The organism is Streptomyces sp. NPDC001903 (genome assembly GCF_042891345.1).
In the GTDB taxonomy this organism is placed as follows: domain Bacteria; phylum Actinomycetota; class Actinomycetes; order Streptomycetales; family Streptomycetaceae; genus Streptomyces.
In genome coordinates this window covers 265,877-280,465 of record NZ_JBIASZ010000012.1, presented here as the reverse complement: position 1 = coordinate 280,465, position 14,589 = coordinate 265,877, and the positions used below count along the sequence as shown (strand labels likewise).

General features: G+C 69.0%; 15 protein-coding genes. 8 read left to right on the top strand and 7 right to left on the bottom strand.

Annotated elements, in window-relative coordinates:
• Positions 1 to 22: 22 nt before the first annotated feature.
• Complete coding sequence (locus tag ACFYZS_RS26120; RefSeq protein ID WP_389017183.1) at positions 23 to 1,495, top strand: hypothetical protein; 1,473 nt, start codon at positions 23 to 25, stop codon at positions 1,493 to 1,495.
• A gap of 39 nt (positions 1,496 to 1,534) precedes the next feature.
• Here ACFYZS_RS26120 and ACFYZS_RS26115 read toward each other — a convergent pair whose 3' ends face one another.
• Both ACFYZS_RS26115 and ACFYZS_RS26110 read right to left on the bottom strand, forming a co-directional pair.
• Positions 1,535 to 1,738 (bottom strand): hypothetical protein, encoded by a 204-nt coding sequence (locus tag ACFYZS_RS26115; protein WP_389017180.1) that lies wholly within the window; start codon positions 1,736 to 1,738, stop codon positions 1,535 to 1,537.
• A gap of 126 nt (positions 1,739 to 1,864) precedes the next feature.
• A complete protein-coding gene (locus ACFYZS_RS26110; RefSeq protein WP_389017273.1) occupies positions 1,865 to 2,332 on the bottom strand; it encodes a hypothetical protein in 468 nt (155 codons plus the stop codon).
• Positions 2,333 to 2,478: 146 nt separating this feature from the next.
• Here ACFYZS_RS26110 and ACFYZS_RS26105 point away from each other — a divergent pair, with 146 nt between their 5' ends.
• Positions 2,479 to 2,820 (top strand): hypothetical protein, encoded by a 342-nt coding sequence (locus ACFYZS_RS26105; RefSeq protein WP_389017177.1) that lies wholly within the window; start codon positions 2,479 to 2,481, stop codon positions 2,818 to 2,820.
• Positions 2,821 to 3,027: 207 nt separating this feature from the next.
• On the opposite strand, the gene ACFYZS_RS26100 is transcribed toward ACFYZS_RS26105, so the two are convergent.
• Both ACFYZS_RS26100 and ACFYZS_RS26095 read right to left on the bottom strand, forming a co-directional pair.
• The gene (locus ACFYZS_RS26100; RefSeq protein ID WP_389017174.1) at positions 3,028 to 3,498 is read right to left on the bottom strand and encodes a hypothetical protein; all 471 of its coding nucleotides are present in this window, start codon (positions 3,496 to 3,498) and stop codon (positions 3,028 to 3,030) included.
• A 110-nt stretch (positions 3,499 to 3,608) separates the two neighbouring features.
• Entirely contained in the window at positions 3,609 to 4,328 is a 720-nt protein-coding gene (locus tag ACFYZS_RS26095) for a DUF2625 family protein (protein ID WP_389017171.1), read from the bottom strand.
• A 64-nt stretch (positions 4,329 to 4,392) separates the two neighbouring features.
• Here ACFYZS_RS26095 and ACFYZS_RS26090 point away from each other — a divergent pair, with 64 nt between their 5' ends.
• Complete coding sequence (locus ACFYZS_RS26090; RefSeq protein WP_389017168.1) at positions 4,393 to 4,788, top strand: Imm7 family immunity protein; 396 nt, start codon at positions 4,393 to 4,395, stop codon at positions 4,786 to 4,788.
• A 71-nt stretch (positions 4,789 to 4,859) separates the two neighbouring features.
• Here the strand turns inward: ACFYZS_RS26090 and ACFYZS_RS26085 are convergent, their stop codons facing one another.
• Both ACFYZS_RS26085 and ACFYZS_RS26080 read right to left on the bottom strand, forming a co-directional pair.
• Entirely contained in the window at positions 4,860 to 5,798 is a 939-nt protein-coding gene (locus ACFYZS_RS26085) for a glycoside hydrolase family 16 protein (protein ID WP_389017165.1), read from the bottom strand.
• Between the two features lie 329 nt (positions 5,799 to 6,127).
• On the bottom strand, positions 6,128 to 6,589 hold the full coding sequence (locus tag ACFYZS_RS26080; protein WP_389017162.1) for a hypothetical protein: 462 nt from the start codon (positions 6,587 to 6,589) through the stop codon (positions 6,128 to 6,130).
• 143 nt (positions 6,590 to 6,732) lie between these two features.
• Between ACFYZS_RS26080 and ACFYZS_RS26075 the strand changes: the two genes are divergently transcribed.
• The 3 genes from ACFYZS_RS26075 (at position 6,733) to ACFYZS_RS26065 (ending at position 11,723) form a co-directional block, all read left to right on the top strand.
• Entirely contained in the window at positions 6,733 to 8,838 is a 2,106-nt protein-coding gene (locus ACFYZS_RS26075; RefSeq protein ID WP_389017270.1) for a bifunctional polysaccharide deacetylase/glycosyltransferase family 2 protein, read from the top strand.
• Positions 8,792 to 10,108 (top strand): acyltransferase, encoded by a 1,317-nt coding sequence (locus tag ACFYZS_RS26070; protein WP_389017159.1) that lies wholly within the window; start codon positions 8,792 to 8,794, stop codon positions 10,106 to 10,108. Before ACFYZS_RS26075 ends, ACFYZS_RS26070 begins: the two co-directional genes overlap by 47 nt.
• 181 nt (positions 10,109 to 10,289) lie before the next feature.
• Complete coding sequence (locus ACFYZS_RS26065; RefSeq protein ID WP_389017156.1) at positions 10,290 to 11,723, top strand: amidohydrolase family protein; 1,434 nt, start codon at positions 10,290 to 10,292, stop codon at positions 11,721 to 11,723.
• A 74-nt stretch (positions 11,724 to 11,797) separates the two neighbouring features.
• Here ACFYZS_RS26065 and ACFYZS_RS26060 read toward each other — a convergent pair whose 3' ends face one another.
• Positions 11,798 to 12,529 (bottom strand): SDR family NAD(P)-dependent oxidoreductase, encoded by a 732-nt coding sequence (locus ACFYZS_RS26060; RefSeq protein WP_389017153.1) that lies wholly within the window; start codon positions 12,527 to 12,529, stop codon positions 11,798 to 11,800.
• Positions 12,530 to 12,653: 124 nt separating this feature from the next.
• On the opposite strand from ACFYZS_RS26060, the gene ACFYZS_RS26055 reads away from it, so the two are divergent.
• Together ACFYZS_RS26055 and ACFYZS_RS26050 are read left to right on the top strand one after the other, a co-directional pair.
• On the top strand, positions 12,654 to 13,547 hold the full coding sequence (locus tag ACFYZS_RS26055; RefSeq protein ID WP_389017150.1) for a LysR family transcriptional regulator: 894 nt from the start codon (positions 12,654 to 12,656) through the stop codon (positions 13,545 to 13,547).
• 200 nt (positions 13,548 to 13,747) lie between these two features.
• Positions 13,748 to 14,488 carry an alpha/beta hydrolase gene (locus ACFYZS_RS26050; protein ID WP_389017147.1) on the top strand — a complete coding sequence of 247 codons (741 nt, stop codon included), beginning with the start codon at positions 13,748 to 13,750 and terminating at the stop codon, positions 14,486 to 14,488.
• Positions 14,489 to 14,589 lie beyond the last annotated feature (101 nt).

Sequence of the window (14,589 nt, the reverse complement as noted above, 5' to 3'; positions counted from 1 at the left end):
GAGGCACAGGGGGTCGCTTGCCATGTCGGACGCCACATCGCCGCCGGTCCATCTCGACAAGGTCGTGGAGGCACTTGCGGGGAACCCCGCTCTGCCGCCTGGGCTCGTGCGTCGCCTCTTCGCCTACCGCAAAGGGCTGGGCAGGGTGGCCAAGCGGCCGGACCTGAGCGACGACATGATCGCCGAGATCATTGCCACGGGTGCTCACTGGCTCACCCACTCGCTCGCCCTCAACCGCAGCCTCCCGCATGCCTTCCGGATGAGACTCGCCGAGCACCCGGATCCCTGCATACGCACGGCTGTTGCTGTTGCCGCGGGCGATGCGCCACGAGAGCTGTTCGAGCGGTTGCTCGACGACGCCGACCCGAAGGTACGCGAACAGCTGGCGCACAGCGATCACCTGTCGGCGGATCTGCGCGCCCGGCTGGCGGTTGATCCGGAGCCGAAGGTCAGGGCGACGCTTGCCCAATGGTGGACGCAGGCACCCGAACCGGTGCGCCGGCTCCTGCTGACGGATCCCGACGCCTCGGTACGCGCAGGTGCCTGTGCGACCTACTTTCGCCGGATTCCGCACCCGGTACCGCCGGCCGACCTGGTCCCGGCGCTGCTGGCCGACCCGGTCACGCGAGCCGGGGCGGTACGCCACTGCACGCTGGGCACCGATACCGCCCGATGGCTGGCCGACGATCCCGACGACGAGGTACGCAGGGAACTCGCGGAGCATCCCCACCTCCCGGCGGCGTTGCGCGACAAGCTCGCCGGAGATCCCGATCCGAGGGTCACCCTCCGTGTCTTCGCCCAGCAGGACACCCCGGCGGCGACCCGCGCCGCGATCCATACACAGATCCTGGCGGACGTACCTGCGCGGGACTGGCTCCTGAACCACCAAGACCTGGACGACGACGCCGTCGAACGCGAATTCATGGGCGAGATGGCGCGTGCGGAACTTCGAGGACTGCGCCTGCCGTGGGTGACCGCTGACCCCCTGCCCCACGTCGACTCGCCGTACGCCTGCTTCCGTGCATCGGCCGCGATGTCCGACCACCTCCCCGCACCGGCCGTGGGCCGGCTACTCGACGACGAGGAGAGCAGCGTCCGCACGACGATGGCCCTGCACGCGCGCGACCAGATCGATCCCACGATCGCCGAGCGCATCGACCGCGGCTACCGCCCGGACAAGAGGGTCCTGTGGCGCCCGGCCGACGACTTACCCCTCCCGGCGGACGTTCTTCGACGTCTGGCGACCGATCCCGACCCGAGGATGAGGCAGCTGGCCACGCGTGACCCCGACTTGCCGGTGGAATCCGTACGTCGTCTTGCGGCCGACGCCGATTACGCAGTGCGCCGCCTGGCAGCGACCCATTCCCGGCTTCCGGCGCAGGATCTGACGCGGCTGCTGGCCGATTCGTCCGAGTCCGTCGCGACCGCCGCAGCCGGAAACCCCAATCTGCCATCCGCGGACATGCACCGGATCCTTGCCCTGGCAGGCCTGTGATTCCGCATCGGAGGCGGGGTGCGGAGTGAGCGATGTGGTTCAAGCCTCTTCAAGGAGGGAGATGACCGTCTCGTAGCTCACGGTCCGGTCTCCCGTCGCTTCGATCGCAGTGATGATCCTGTTGATTTCGGCCGGGGAGAGGATGCCGGCCAGGCCAACGCGCAGCTGGCTGGTGTCGAAATGGGCGTCCATGTCGTGGTCGTAGAGCTCGGCCAGAGCTTCCTGTGTGGTGAGCCGTGCCATGGGTGTGTCCTTGGTAGTGGTACGAGGGAGACTGCCTGCTGAGCCAACCACGCTGGTGGTTCGGCATCGCGGTCGGGCGCGCGACGGCTTGGAGGAATGCTACTCACCACGTCATCCGCGACGCTTTCAGGTTGGCCAGTTGACCCGTCCGTTCTCGACCTGAAGCGCATCCGGAACCTCGGCTTCATGGAATCTGAGGGATCCGATCCCGACTGCGTCCTTCCCGGACGGGTGCGTTTGGTGGGCTCTTGTGGCCAGCCAGCAGAGCAGCTCGCCGACCTTCTCGAACTCGTCCGGGTGCATCTCCTGGCGTGACGTCAGCGACCAGCCCTTCCCGGGCAGGTCCGCGTGACCGGCCAGTGCCGAGCAGAGCTCGCCACCCACCCGTGAGGCGGCGCCGCGCCCGGCCAGTAGTGGATAGGGGTCGTCCTCGATCACGGGGATCCCCGAGTCGTCCACCACGACGAGGGGGAAGCCGGTGACGATGGACAGGGACTCCGGTTGTGGCCCGAGCCCCAGATGCCAGCTCAGCTCGGCGAGCTCGTTCTCGGAAATCTCGTCCCGCAGGTCGACGGCGATCCTCAACTCATACATGTCACTCACCCGGTGAACCCTATGGCCGGCCTCCGACAAGGCGAGCGGCGCCGGCAGGCGCGATGGCGGCCTGGGGCGTGGGTACTCACCCTTGACTGAGTACCCGTACCCCTGTGCAGGGTTCTACGGCCGTATTGGATGGAGACATGAACGCAACCGTCACCACCTCGACGCCTCCGGCCGACGCGCCCGCAGGAAGGGACCGCTCCCGCCTCTGGTCCGCGCTGTGCGCCGGTCTGTTCATCCCGGCATTCCTGGCGGCCGTTGTGGTGGTCTTGTCCTCGGAACGCGCGGGGCGCTGCCTGACGTATGGAGAGGGATGCCACCCGGCACTGCCCGGGGCGCTGTTCGTTTGGAGTGCCGGCGTCGGTGTAGTCGCGTGCATCGCCGCCCTGGCCACACCCGTCAGGCGCGTACGGCAGGTGGCGCTCGCCGCCCAGCTTCTCGCGGAGTGCACGGCGCTGCTGGTGATCCTCAGCTACGCGTGACCACCGGTCCCGTTCCCCGGCAACCGCTGCTCCGCCGGCCGCCGGCCCCGTATCCCGGCTGGGGGCACGGCCGGAGGTGACGGGCGTCGGCTTCCACATTGAAGTCGACGACGACGCACTGGAAACCTCCAGATTCGGTGACATCGTCAGGTGTCACGGGTTTCCCGGTGCCCGGTCATCGCTCTGTGGTGGATGCCTCCTCGCGGCCTACGGTCGGTGAGGGCCGGGTGCCGCGGGCCGGGGTGCCGTGGTGGTGAATGTCTGTCCGTGGAAATCACGGCCCTGCAAGACCGGGCCGTACTGCGTACCGCCACTGATCTCGTTGTGGATCGTGGTCTGGCCGCTCGAAGCGGGAACTGCCTGGATGAGCTCCCGCAGCTGTATCTCGGCAGTCTCCCGCTGGTCTACCGGCAGGGACTCGAGGAACATCTCGAAGCGGGTCTGCCACGAGATCCCCTGGCGCATCCTCACCTGTTCCACCGCATGCTGGTTCGCGCCGGCCAGGACATCAGCCGTCTGGTCCAGGCGCTCAAGCTCTGCCTGCTCCCGCGTGCTGTCGCCTCGGCCGAAGAAGCCGGCCACGCGACACCGCACCTCGGACCACGCATCCGACATCGCAGCCTGGACCACCGCGGTGCCACCTGCAGCAGCCAGTGTCGTCAGCGCTTCCGGCAACATTCGGTAACCTCCCATAGAAACAGGTCGTTTTGTCTCAACGACCGTATCGGGGAGCGTTGCACACCACAACGACCTCCCTACGCCATCAGCGTCCGCAGGGGTGAGCCGGTTCAAGCGACTCCGAGGAAGCCCGGGTCGGTGCCGTCGAGCTGAAGGCACGAGTCGCGATTCAGGCCCAGGAGTTCCGCCATGGGCACGGCCCGACGGCTGGTCGCCGACAGATCCTGACGGGCCTCGGCCGACCACAACGGCGGGAAGAACGAGAGTCCCTGCCGGCCGTCCAGGACGGCGACCTCACTGCGCCAGCCTTCCCACCGCAGGCTTTCATAGAACTCCTGGAGTCCTCCGGAGAAGATCCAGGACAGCCACGCCGAGTGGCCGGCGCCCAAGGCCTCCCACTCGAGCGCATCGGGGGCGAAGTAGACGATCTCGCCCGGCTCGCCGGGACGACCAGCCTCACGAGGGCTGCCCCCGTTGATGGCGAATACCCCGCCCAGTACGTCGCGCGCAATCACGAGACCAGCACCAGGCTGCCAAGAGGGATCGAAGGTCGAGGGCATCGCATTGACCTCGGCCAGACCGGGCAGTCCACCGTCGATCGGGCTTCCGAAGATCCGCAGCCAGCCGCCGTCGACGAGCAAGCCGCCGCAGTTCAGTACGATGCCGCCCAGATTCGACCGGGCGGAGACCTGTAGTTGCCGCAGACAGGCTGCACCTCTGCCGACACCGCCGGGCAGCACCTCAACTGCTACGTCGGTGCCGGACAGCTCCTGAAGGAGCAGCGGCCAGGCTGGATCGTCGACGTCGATCAGTTCACGGTCCTCGCGCATCCCCGCATCCTCGCACCATTGGCCAGGGGCTCAGCCCGCCGGGTCATCTCGCTACGATCGTGGGATGTTCGAGTACCACGGGTGGATCACGGTGAGGGAGACCGCGGCCGATGACGACCATGGGCCCCGGTTGCGGCAGATCGTCGATGAGCTTGGCCGTCACATCGCCCAGATGGACAGCCCGTACTTGCTCGACCTCAGGTGGATGAACGGCGAGCCGTTCATCCACCTCGGCGGCTTCGCCAATCACCGATCATCGCCTGACGTCGTCGAGTTCTTCGAGCATGTGGCCGTGGCCGCCCCTGGCTCCTACGGGCTTCTCCACGTTCACGACGACGAGGATCCGGATCGCGAGAACGAGGTACGCGTGTTGAGACTCGTTCGAGGCAGGGTCACGCAGCACACGGAGGCGCTGCTGTCTCCGTACATTCCGACGGTGGAAGATCCGTTCACGGACTGAGGCCTCGCCCGCCGTTCATGCCCGGAGCGAGGACACATCCCGAGGCTGCTCGGCGAGCTCGCGTCGGTCAGTCAGGACTTGGGCACGGTGTTGACGTAGTCGGTACCTGCGCTGTAGAAGCCATCCACCGTTTTCCGGACATCCGCGAGAGAGACAGCCTCATCGGCCTTGTAGTAGAACCAGTTGACCTTCATGTCCCATGTGCGCGGACCACCGGTGAAGGGAAGGTCGATGAACCAGTTGCTGAAATGGACGTCCATTTTCTCGCGCGCTACGTACTTGCCGGAACTGGTGAACAGCTCCTTGCCGTCCAGGGAATAGGTGACCTTTCCGTTCACGGCGGTGATCATCATGATGTGCCAGCCCTCGATGTGCTGCTTGAGAGCGTGGGTGACCCGGTCCGGCGGATCGGCCTTGTACCAGCTCGTGGTGTCGAGTTGCGGACCCACCGAGCCCCAGCCGCCGTTCGCCATGTACTCGTAGTCGAGTTCGCTGTAGTTCGGCGAGGAGTCCGAGGCGGAAATCGGAAAGAAAGTCTGGACGACGTGGTCGCCGTTGCGACCGGTTGTGGGCTTGTCGCCGAAGTGGACCCTGGCGGCGTAGGTCCCCGTGAAGAGGGGGGTGCCGGTGCTCTGCACCTCGACCTGCGCGGTGCCCTGCCTCGTTCCGTCGGTGGAGGACTGCAGCTGCATGACCCTGCCGCCCTGGGCGGTCGTGTCGGCGGGGAAGCCGGCGCGGGCGGCGGACCAGCTGTCCTTGATCCCCGGGCCGCCCCCACCGGTACGGACCTCCCAGCCGTGGGCGGAGAGCGAGGGGTCGTCGGGGCCGCTGTAGTGGAAGTCGTCGAACAGGGTGCCCGGCGGACCGGACGGGGTCGGCGAGGCGCTGGGGGCGGGCCCGGCGGCATCGTCACCGGGGCCGCCGGAACATGCGGCGAGTACGCACAGGAGGGCGGGCAGCGTGAGCGCGGTCCACGCGCGGCGACGAGGGGTGTGGCGGGGCTGGCTCACACGGGCTCCTTGGGGCGTAGAGGCGGTACCTGGACGCGCCCTTTATGCGAAGAGATCAATGGCTGATCACATGCGGGGGTCATCCTAGGTTCGAGACGGCTGCCGAGATGGCCGCAGAGATCGCCGAAGAGGTGGCCGCGGGGTGGACGCGGGGGCGGCCTTGGCGGCCCCGACCACCGTGGTTCCTGTGAAACGGCAGGCCTACTAACCGGTATCACTAATTCCGTTTCGATCCGGTCACGGCACCTGAATGGATCGTGCCAAATGGTCATATCGAACCCAAGTCGACTCAGGCCGGTGCACTAGCGTTCGCACTGCAATCCCGCGGTCTACGTACCCTGCAATGAAAGGCCTGGCAAGGTGCGCCCAGTCGGCATTCCCATCGAACGCGGATCGGCGCGCCGGACGCAATCCGCCATGCCCGAGTCGAGCTTCGAGGAGCCCGCTCCCGCACCGGTGTTCGTCGACCAGTCGGGCGTGCGCGGCCGTCTACTGCGGGGCTTCTGCTGGCCGGTCTCCGTGGTCGGCGCGATCCTTGCGGTCGCCATGGGAAGCAGCCTGATCGGCGTGCAGGCGGACGCCCCGGCGATGGGGATCCCCGCGCAACCATCGCGGTCGCCCGCCCCGTCGCCCTCACCCGTCCGGTCGCCGTCGCCCACCGCGTCATCCGGGTCGTCCGTGTCGTCCTCACTTCGGACGGCCAGGCCGTCCACCACACCTGCCACACCCCGGACGAAGGCCTCGGCCCCCACATCGAAACCCTCGGCCGCCAGGCCGAAGGACTCGACCACCGCGCCGCAGGGTGCCAAGCCTTCGGGACGACCGGCCAAGCACCCCTGATCGCCCGTACCACCCCTCTTCAGGAGCGCCATTGTCCCGCCACCAGCGCCGCCGACAGTCCCTGCTGCGGCCGCGCCGACTGGCCGCGCCGCCGCTGCGCTTCTTCATGCCGCTGTCCCTGCTGGCTTGCCTGCTCGTGCTCCTCGTCCTGCGCGGCCTCGCCACGAACGAGGCGTTCCACGACTCCCGGATCGCCATCTCGGTCGACAAGACGACCGTGCCGGACAGCCTGCTCAAGGGCGGACCGATCATCGACGCGCGGGGCGCCAAGAACGAGCACCCCGTGAGCTATCACATCCCGGACCACACGGTGGTCCTGAGCTTCGACGACGGTCCCTCCCCGGAGTGGACTCCGAAGATCCTGGAGGTGCTCGCGGCCCGCAACATCCGGGCGGACTTCTTCGTGACCGGCGCGATGACGACGCGCAACCCGGAGCTGATCCGGCAGATGGTCGCGGGCGGCCACGAACTCGGCGTACACACCTTCACCCACCCCGATCTCGTGTACCAGTCCCACGCCCGGATCAGCTGGGAGCTGGCGCAGACGCAGCTGGCGCTGGCCGGCGTCGCGGGCATCCACAGTGCGCTGTTCCGGCCGCCGTACTCCTCCGACGCCTCGGCGCTGGACGACTGGAACTACCCGGTGATCAAGTACGTGGGGGCGCGCGGCTACCTCACGGCGTTCATCGACCGCGACACCGACGACTGGAAGCGTCCCGGAGTCGCGGAGATCGTGAAGGCGGCGATGCCGTCCAGGCCCGGTGCGGGTGAGCTGATCCTCCTCCACGACGCGGGTGGCGACCGCACCCAGACCATCGCGGCGCTCGTGCAGATCATCGACAGGCTGCAGGCCCAGGGCTACCGCTTCACCACCATCTCGGAGGCGCTCGGCTCCTCCAGTGCCACCGTGCCCGTGCACGGATTCCAGCTGTGGGCCGGCAAGGGGTACATCTGGGCCACCCGCGTCGCCGTGCTCACCCTTCCAGCGCTGGTCGGGCTGCTGGCCGTCGTCGGCTTCCTCAACTTCGGGCGGTTCGCGCTGATGCTCGTCCTCGCGCCGATCCACGCCCGTCGCTCCAAGCGGCGGGACGCCTGGGGAGCGCCCGTGACCGAGCCGGTCACCGTACTGGTCCCGGCCTACAACGAGCGCGAGTGCATGGCCAACACCCTCGACTCCCTGGCCGCCGGCGACCATCCGATCGAGGTGATCGTCATCGACGACGGCTCCACGGACGGCACCGCGGACATCGTCGAGGAGATGGACCTGCCGTTCGTCCGGCTGATCCGCCAGGCCAACGGCGGCAAGTCCAGCGCGCTCAACACCGGCATCGCGGCCGCCTCGCACGACATCATCGTGATGATGGACGGGGACACCGTCTTCGAGCCGTCCACCGTGCGCGAGCTGGTGCAGCCCTTCGGAGACCCGGCGATCGGCGCGGTCGCGGGCAACGCGAAGGTCGGCAACCGCGAAAGCCTGATCGGCGCCTGGCAGCACATCGAGTACGTCCTCGGCCATAATCTGGACCGTCGGATGTACGACATGCTGGGCGTCATCCCGACCATCCCCGGCGCGGTCGGCGCCTTCCGCAAGGAGGCTCTGGAGCGGGTGGGCGGGATGAGCGACGACACCCTCGCCGAGGACACCGACATCACCATCGCGGTGCTCTGCGACGGCTGGCGGATCGTCTACGCCGAGTACGCCCGCGCCTGGACCGAGGCTCCCGGCAGCCTCCAGCAGCTCTGGTCCCAGCGGTACCGCTGGAGCTACGGCAGCATGCAGGCGATGTGGAAGCACCGCGGCGCGGTGACCTCCCGCGGCCCGGCCGGACGCTTCGGCCGACTCGGGCTTCCGCTCGTCGTGCTGTTCGGTGTGGTCGCCCCGCTGCTGGCGCCGCTGGTCGACCTGTTCCTGCTGTACGGCGTGCTGTTCGGGGACGCCCCGATCACCCTCACCAGCTGGGGCGGCTTCATCCTGCTCCAGGCCGCACTGTCCTGGTACGCCTTCCGGCTCGACCGCGAGAAGCCCTGGCACCTGATCAGCCTGCCGATCCAGCAGCTGGTCTACCGGCAGCTGATGTACATCGTCCTGTTGCAGTCCGCGATCACGGCGGTGACCGGCGGCCGGCTGCGCTGGCAGAAGCTCCGGCGCACCGGTGAGGTCGCCGTACCGGTGGAGGCGCGACGTGACGGCACCCATTGACCTCGGGCGTACCCAGGACACCGTCCCGTTGAGAGTCCCCGCCGCTTGGCGACAGGGGACGGTGCCTCCGGAGCCGGAGCCGCAGCCGGATCCGAAGCCGGCGTCGGAGGCATCCCCTCGACGCAAGGGCGGGCGGGACCGGTATTTCGACCTTCTGCGCGCGCTGGCGCTGGTTCGCGTGGTGTTTTACCACAATTTCGGCTGGTTCTGGCTGCCCCTCCTCTTCCCGTCGATGGGCGTGATGTTCGCGCTGGCCGGGTCGCTGATGGCGCGCTCGCTCAGCCGTCCCGCTCTCGGCGTGATCCGCGGCCGACTGCGCCGGCTGCTGCCGCCGATGTGGTTGTTCGGCGCCCTCATGATCGCCCTCCAGATCCGCGACGGCTGGGGCCCCCACTCCGAGGGCCATCCCATCTGGTGGTGGGCCAAGCTGGCGCTCTGGATCCTGCCGCTGAGCACTCCGCCTTACGCGGACGAGCTGCCCGGTTTCCACCATCTCGTGGAGCACACCTGGGCCGCGCAGATCATCGTCCCGCTCTGGTACCTCCGGGCCTACTTGTGGTACGTCCTGCTCTCGCCCCTGATGCTCCGGGCGCTGCGACGCTTTCCGGTGGTGACGCTGTTCACTCCGCTGGCGCTGTCGATCGTCATGAACACGTTCTTCGCCGACCAGGAGTTCGTCTACAGCCGGGTCTGGGAGACCGCCAACGACTTCATGATGTTCGGGTCCTGCTGGATCCTCGGCATGGCACACGGGGAAGGGCTGCTCAAGAAGATCCCGCAATACGTTCTGCCGTCCATCGCTCCGCTGATCATGGTGGCCGGCCTCTGGTACCTGCGGACCCGGCCGGTCGACCCCACCGAACCGACCGACATCGAGTCCTGGCCGATCGCCCAGGCCCTGTGGTCCCTCGGCTTCGTTGCCATCCTGCTCCACGTCAGCCCGACCTGGGAGCGTTGGCCCAGGCCGCTGGAACGCTGGAACGGCCTGGTCAGCCTGCTCAACGCACGCGCTGTCAGCGTCTACCTCTGGCACGAGACCGCGCTGGTGGCCGCCGTCCCGCTGATCGACCCCCTCTGGAGCGTCCACTTCTTCTACACGAACCTCCGGTGGCTGCTGGCCAGCCAGTGGTTCACGCTGCTGGTGGCGATCCCGCTCCTCGGCCTGCTGCTGTTGGTCTTCGGCTGGGTCGAGGACCTGGCGGCCAAACGCTCGCCGCGGCTCCTGCCGTACGCGCGCCGCCGGCGGGGCAGGCGCCGGGCCGCCGACTGACGGGGCGGCGCCGCGAGCGCAGGAACGGCACATGTCCGCAGTGGAAAATGTTTTCCGCGGACGCCCATGGAAGGCCCGTTGACGGGGAATGCTCCGGGTAACCTCCCGCCTCTGCTCGACGCTCCGTCACCGCGTCGTCCGGGCGGGCCTTCCGTTCTGCGCTCTCGGGAGGTACCACGCCATGCAGTCGAACCCCACTCCGCAGCCGGCCCGCAGCCGCCGCGATCTCCTCACCGGCCTCGGTGCGGCCGCTGCCGCCCCGCTCCTCCTCGGTGTCACCGCCCGCTCGGCCCCCGGCAGCAACAGCCAAGCCGACCGGCCCGTTCCGTTCGGCCGTACGGTGCTGCTCCGGGGCGCCGCCCTCGTGCTCACCATGGACCCTGCCTTGGGCAGCGGCCCCCTCGGCCTGGTGGAGAACGCCGACGTCTTGATGCGGAACGGAGCCATCGCCTCAGTCGGCACGGCCCTCCAGGCCCCGCCCGGAGCCTCGGTGGTGGACGCCTCGGGCAAGCTGGTCATGCCGGGCTTCGTCGACACCCACACCCACCTCTGGCAGGCGGCGATCCGCGGAGGCTGTACCGACGGCGACCTGTTCGGCTGGTTCGAGCGCTGCACCGACCCCGCGCGCGGCCGGCTGACTCCCGCGGCGCTCCACAGCTTCGTGCGCCTCGCAGCCCTCGACGCCGTCCAGTCGGGCGTGACCACTCTCGTGGACTGGGTGGACATCTTCGCCTACGACCTCATCGAGAGCTACGTACGGGCCCTGGCCGGCAGCGGGGTGCGGTTCACCTACGCGATGTTCCCGCCCAAGCCCGATGCGGCGCTGCTCACGAAGGTGAAGAAGGACCTCGTCGACCCGGTACCGCTCGGCTCCTTCCAGGTCGCCACGCACGCGGCACGGTCGGCCCAGCACCTCAACCACGCGCACTGGGAGGCCGCCCAGGACATGGGAGTCATGCTCAACTCCCATGTCCTGGAACGCCCCGAGCAGCGTGCGGACGACCCCATCGGGGTCCTCGCCGACATCGGAGCACTGGGGCCGCGGCTCCTGATCAACCACGCGATCCACCTGACCGACGAGGAGATCGCCGCTCTCGCGGACCACGACGCGCGTGCCGTCCACTGCCCGCTGAGCAACATGCGCCTGGGGTCCGGCGTCATGAGGCTCTCGGAGTTCAGACGGCGGGGCGTCAAGGTCGGTCTGGGGCTGGACGGCGGCACCAATGACACCTCTGACTTCCAGGCGTTGATGAAGACGGCCATCGGCCTGCAACGCTCCCACGCCATGGACGCCGGGGTCTTCCCACAGGTGCAGGACGTCCTGCGGATGGCCACGCTGGGCGGCGCCGAGGCCATCGGCATCGCCGACCGCGTGGGCTCCCTGACCCCCGGCAAGCGGGCCGACGTGGTCGTCATCGACCCGGCGGCCCTGAACTTCGCGCCGCGCTTCGAGTGGGTCGGCCAGATCGTCTTCAACGGGCGGCCCGAGAACATCGACTCCGTGTTCGTGGACGGACGTCCGCTGAAACTCGGCGGCCGACTCGTCGACATCGACACGAGCCGCGTGGTGCGGGAGGCCGAGGCGGCGGCCGGCCGTCTCCGCGCAGCCGTATGACCTCGGCCTTCCGGGCCGCGGTGGCGCCTTGACGGGTGCTCTCGACGTGGGCGTACGACGATGCCGGCCGCGGCTCAGACGGCCCGGCCTGTGACGTGGCCGCCGTCCACGCGCAAGGCGTGGCCCGTGACGAAGCCCGCGCCCGCCAGGTAGAGCACGGCCTCGGCGATCTCCGAGGCCTCGCCGACCCGGTCGAGGAGGGCGAGCCCGCCGAAGGAGTCCACGTCGGAGCCCTCGTGCAGAGGGGTGCGGATGATGCCGGGTGCCACGAGGTTGACGCGGATGCCGTCGGCCGCCAGTTCCGCGGCCAGGCTCGTGGTCAGCCCGTGCACCCCGGCCTTGCTGACGACCGGTGCGCTGGCCGGGAAGCCGGCCAGCCCGTGGTCCACCAGGACGGTGCCGATGTTGACGATGCTGCCGCCCTCGCCCTGTGCGCGCAAGGCCCGCACCACGGCCTGGGTGGTGAGGTAGGTGCCCTTGAGGTTGCCCGTCAGGAAGCCGTCGAGTTCGGCCTCCGTGACCTCGGTGAAGGGCTTGGAAGCGAAGGTCCCCGCGTTGTTGACCAGCACGTCGATGCGGCCGAAGCGCTCCAGCGCCGTACGGACGAGGGCCTCGCCCGTCTCCCGGTCGGCGATGCTGCCGACGGCCCACGCGGTCCGCTCCGGGTGGCCGAGGCGGGCGGCGGCCTTGGCGAGGCGGTCGGGGTCCCGGCCGTTCAGGACGACGTTCGCGCCGCTCTCCAGGAAGGCCCGCGCGATGTCCAGGCCGATGCCGCTGGAGGATCCGGTGATGAGAGCAGTGGTCATGGTGAGTGCCTTTCGGGGGTGGATCGCCGGATCGGTTCGTCCGGTCGACACCTCGAACCTATGGGCCCTCAACTCATAACACCACGACAGAATTTGGAGCATGTGATAATCCAGCGTTATGGACATGGACCTGCGTGACCTGGAGCTCCTCGACGCCACCGCCGAAGCCGGCTCGCTGACCGCCGCCGCCGAGCGGCTCTACGTCAGCCAGCCGGCCCTCAGCCAGCGGCTGACCCGGCTGGAGGCCCGCCTCGGCATGTCCCTGTTCGACCGCGAGGGCCGCCGGCTGGTGCCGAACGCCGCCGGTCGCCGGATGCTCGTAGCCGCCCGGCACGTCCTGACCGAGCTGGAGTCGGCCACCCGCGACCTGCGGGAAATCCGCGAGGGCCGCGACCGGCGGGTCCGCTTCACCGCGCAGTGCAGCACCACGTTCCCGTGGCTGCCCCCGGTGTTGCGCGCCTTCCGCGAGCGGGAGCCGGGCATCGACGTACGCATCGAGACCGTCGCCGACGACGCGCCGGTCCCGGCGCTTCTCGCCGACCTGGTCGACGTCGCGCTCGTCACCAAACCCGACGTGCAGATGGACCGGGTGTCGCTGACCCGGCTCTTCGACGACGAGATGCTGGCCGTGGTGCCTGCCGGGCACGCCTGGGCCGGCCGCAAGCACCTGACCGCCCGCGATTTCGACGGCGCCGACCTGGTCCTCTACGACTTCTACGACCAGAAGCGCATCCCGTCGTTGCCGCTGCCGATCCCCGCCGGAGCCCGGCCCGGCCGGATCACCACGATGCCCGTGGTGACCGACCTGGTCGTGGAGATGGTGGCGGGAGGGCAAGGCGTGACGGTTCTGCCCAACTGGGTGGCCGCCCCGTACGTGGCCTCGCACGGCCTTGCCTTGGTGCAGATCGGCGCGAGGCCGCTGACCCGCACCTGGTTCTGCGCCACTCGGACCGGCGAACTCCCGCCCCACCTGGAGGTGTTCGTCGAGGAGCTCGTGGGGCGCCTGCAAGCCCCCTGAGGGGGCGTGCACTCCTGCGGCGGAATTCGTTTGGCGGACCGCCGTGACCGCTGCTACTTTCCTGGAGGCCGTGCGAGAGAACAAGGAGGTGGTACCCGTGAACGCAGTATCGACATGGGTGCTCCCCTCCGGGGTCACGGTCGGGCGATAGGCAGGTCGTCCGGGAGCGCCGTTCCAGTGCACTCCCGAAAGGCACGACCATGCATTTCACTTCCGAGCAACGCCTCGACGACGGCGTCCTCGAACGCGAATTCACCCTCGGCGACATCCCCGGCATCCTGTGGACGCCCGCATCGGCATCCGCATCCGCACCGGCGCCGCTGATCCTGCTCGGCCACCCTCCGCTCGGGCTGCGAAGGATGCATCCCCGACTGGTGGCCCGGGCCCGGCACTCCGCGGCGGAGGGCTTCGCCACGGCCACCATCGAGCTCCCCGGAAGCGGCGACCGGCCCCGCTGGCCCGCCGTCGACCAAGCCCGTGCCGACCTGCGCCGGGCGATGGAGGCCGGCGAGCCGGTCGGCGACGAGATCGTCGACGCCCTTGTCCTTCCGTTGGTCGACAAGGCGGTACCGGAATGGCAGGCCGCCCTGGACGCCTTCCTCGCGCTGCCCGAAATCGACGGCCCGGTCGGGTACTCGGGGGGAGTGATCTCCATCGGCGTCCGTCTGGCGGCGGTCGAGCCTCGCATCTCGGCCGCCGTTCTGTTCGCGGGGAGTTTCGTGCCTCGCGCCATGTTCGAGGAGGCCCGACAGGTCACCATTCCGCTGCACGTCCTGTTGCAGTGGGACGACGAGGGGAACGACCGGCAGGCAGCCCTGGACCTGTTCGACGCCTTCGGTTCCAAGGAGAAGTCGCTGCACGCCCATCTCGGCGGGCACACCGGCGTTCCGCAGTTCGCGGGGGACGCCGCGAACCAGTTCTTCACCCGGCACCTCAAGTGAGGCCGGACCGTAGGACCGGCAGCAGACGGTAGCTGACGTCGGCCGGCGAACCCCTCATCGAGGACGGGTCCCGGCCCTCGGCAGTTCTTCGCACCGTGGGC

Bases quoted from the DNA above. Each gene is read 5' to 3' on its own strand.
- ACFYZS_RS26060 (WP_389017153.1), bottom strand. From the start codon at position 12,529: ATGACCACTGCTCTCATCACCGGATCCTCCAGCGGCATCGGCCTGGAC.
- ACFYZS_RS26065 (WP_389017156.1), top strand. From the start codon at position 10,290: ATGCAGTCGAACCCCACTCCGCAGCCGGCCCGCAGCCGCCGCGATCTC.
- ACFYZS_RS26050 (WP_389017147.1), top strand. From the start codon at position 13,748: ATGCATTTCACTTCCGAGCAACGCCTCGACGACGGCGTCCTCGAACGC.
- ACFYZS_RS26100 (WP_389017174.1), bottom strand. From the start codon at position 3,498: ATGTTGCCGGAAGCGCTGACGACACTGGCTGCTGCAGGTGGCACCGCG.
- ACFYZS_RS26120 (WP_389017183.1), top strand. From the start codon at position 23: ATGTCGGACGCCACATCGCCGCCGGTCCATCTCGACAAGGTCGTGGAG.
- ACFYZS_RS26095 (WP_389017171.1), bottom strand. From the start codon at position 4,328: ATGCGCGAGGACCGTGAACTGATCGACGTCGACGATCCAGCCTGGCCG.
- ACFYZS_RS26115 (WP_389017180.1), bottom strand. From the start codon at position 1,738: ATGGCACGGCTCACCACACAGGAAGCTCTGGCCGAGCTCTACGACCAC.
- ACFYZS_RS26090 (WP_389017168.1), top strand. From the start codon at position 4,393: ATGTTCGAGTACCACGGGTGGATCACGGTGAGGGAGACCGCGGCCGAT.
- ACFYZS_RS26110 (WP_389017273.1), bottom strand. From the start codon at position 2,332: ATGTATGAGTTGAGGATCGCCGTCGACCTGCGGGACGAGATTTCCGAG.
- ACFYZS_RS26055 (WP_389017150.1), top strand. From the start codon at position 12,654: ATGGACCTGCGTGACCTGGAGCTCCTCGACGCCACCGCCGAAGCCGGC.
- ACFYZS_RS26105 (WP_389017177.1), top strand. From the start codon at position 2,479: ATGAACGCAACCGTCACCACCTCGACGCCTCCGGCCGACGCGCCCGCA.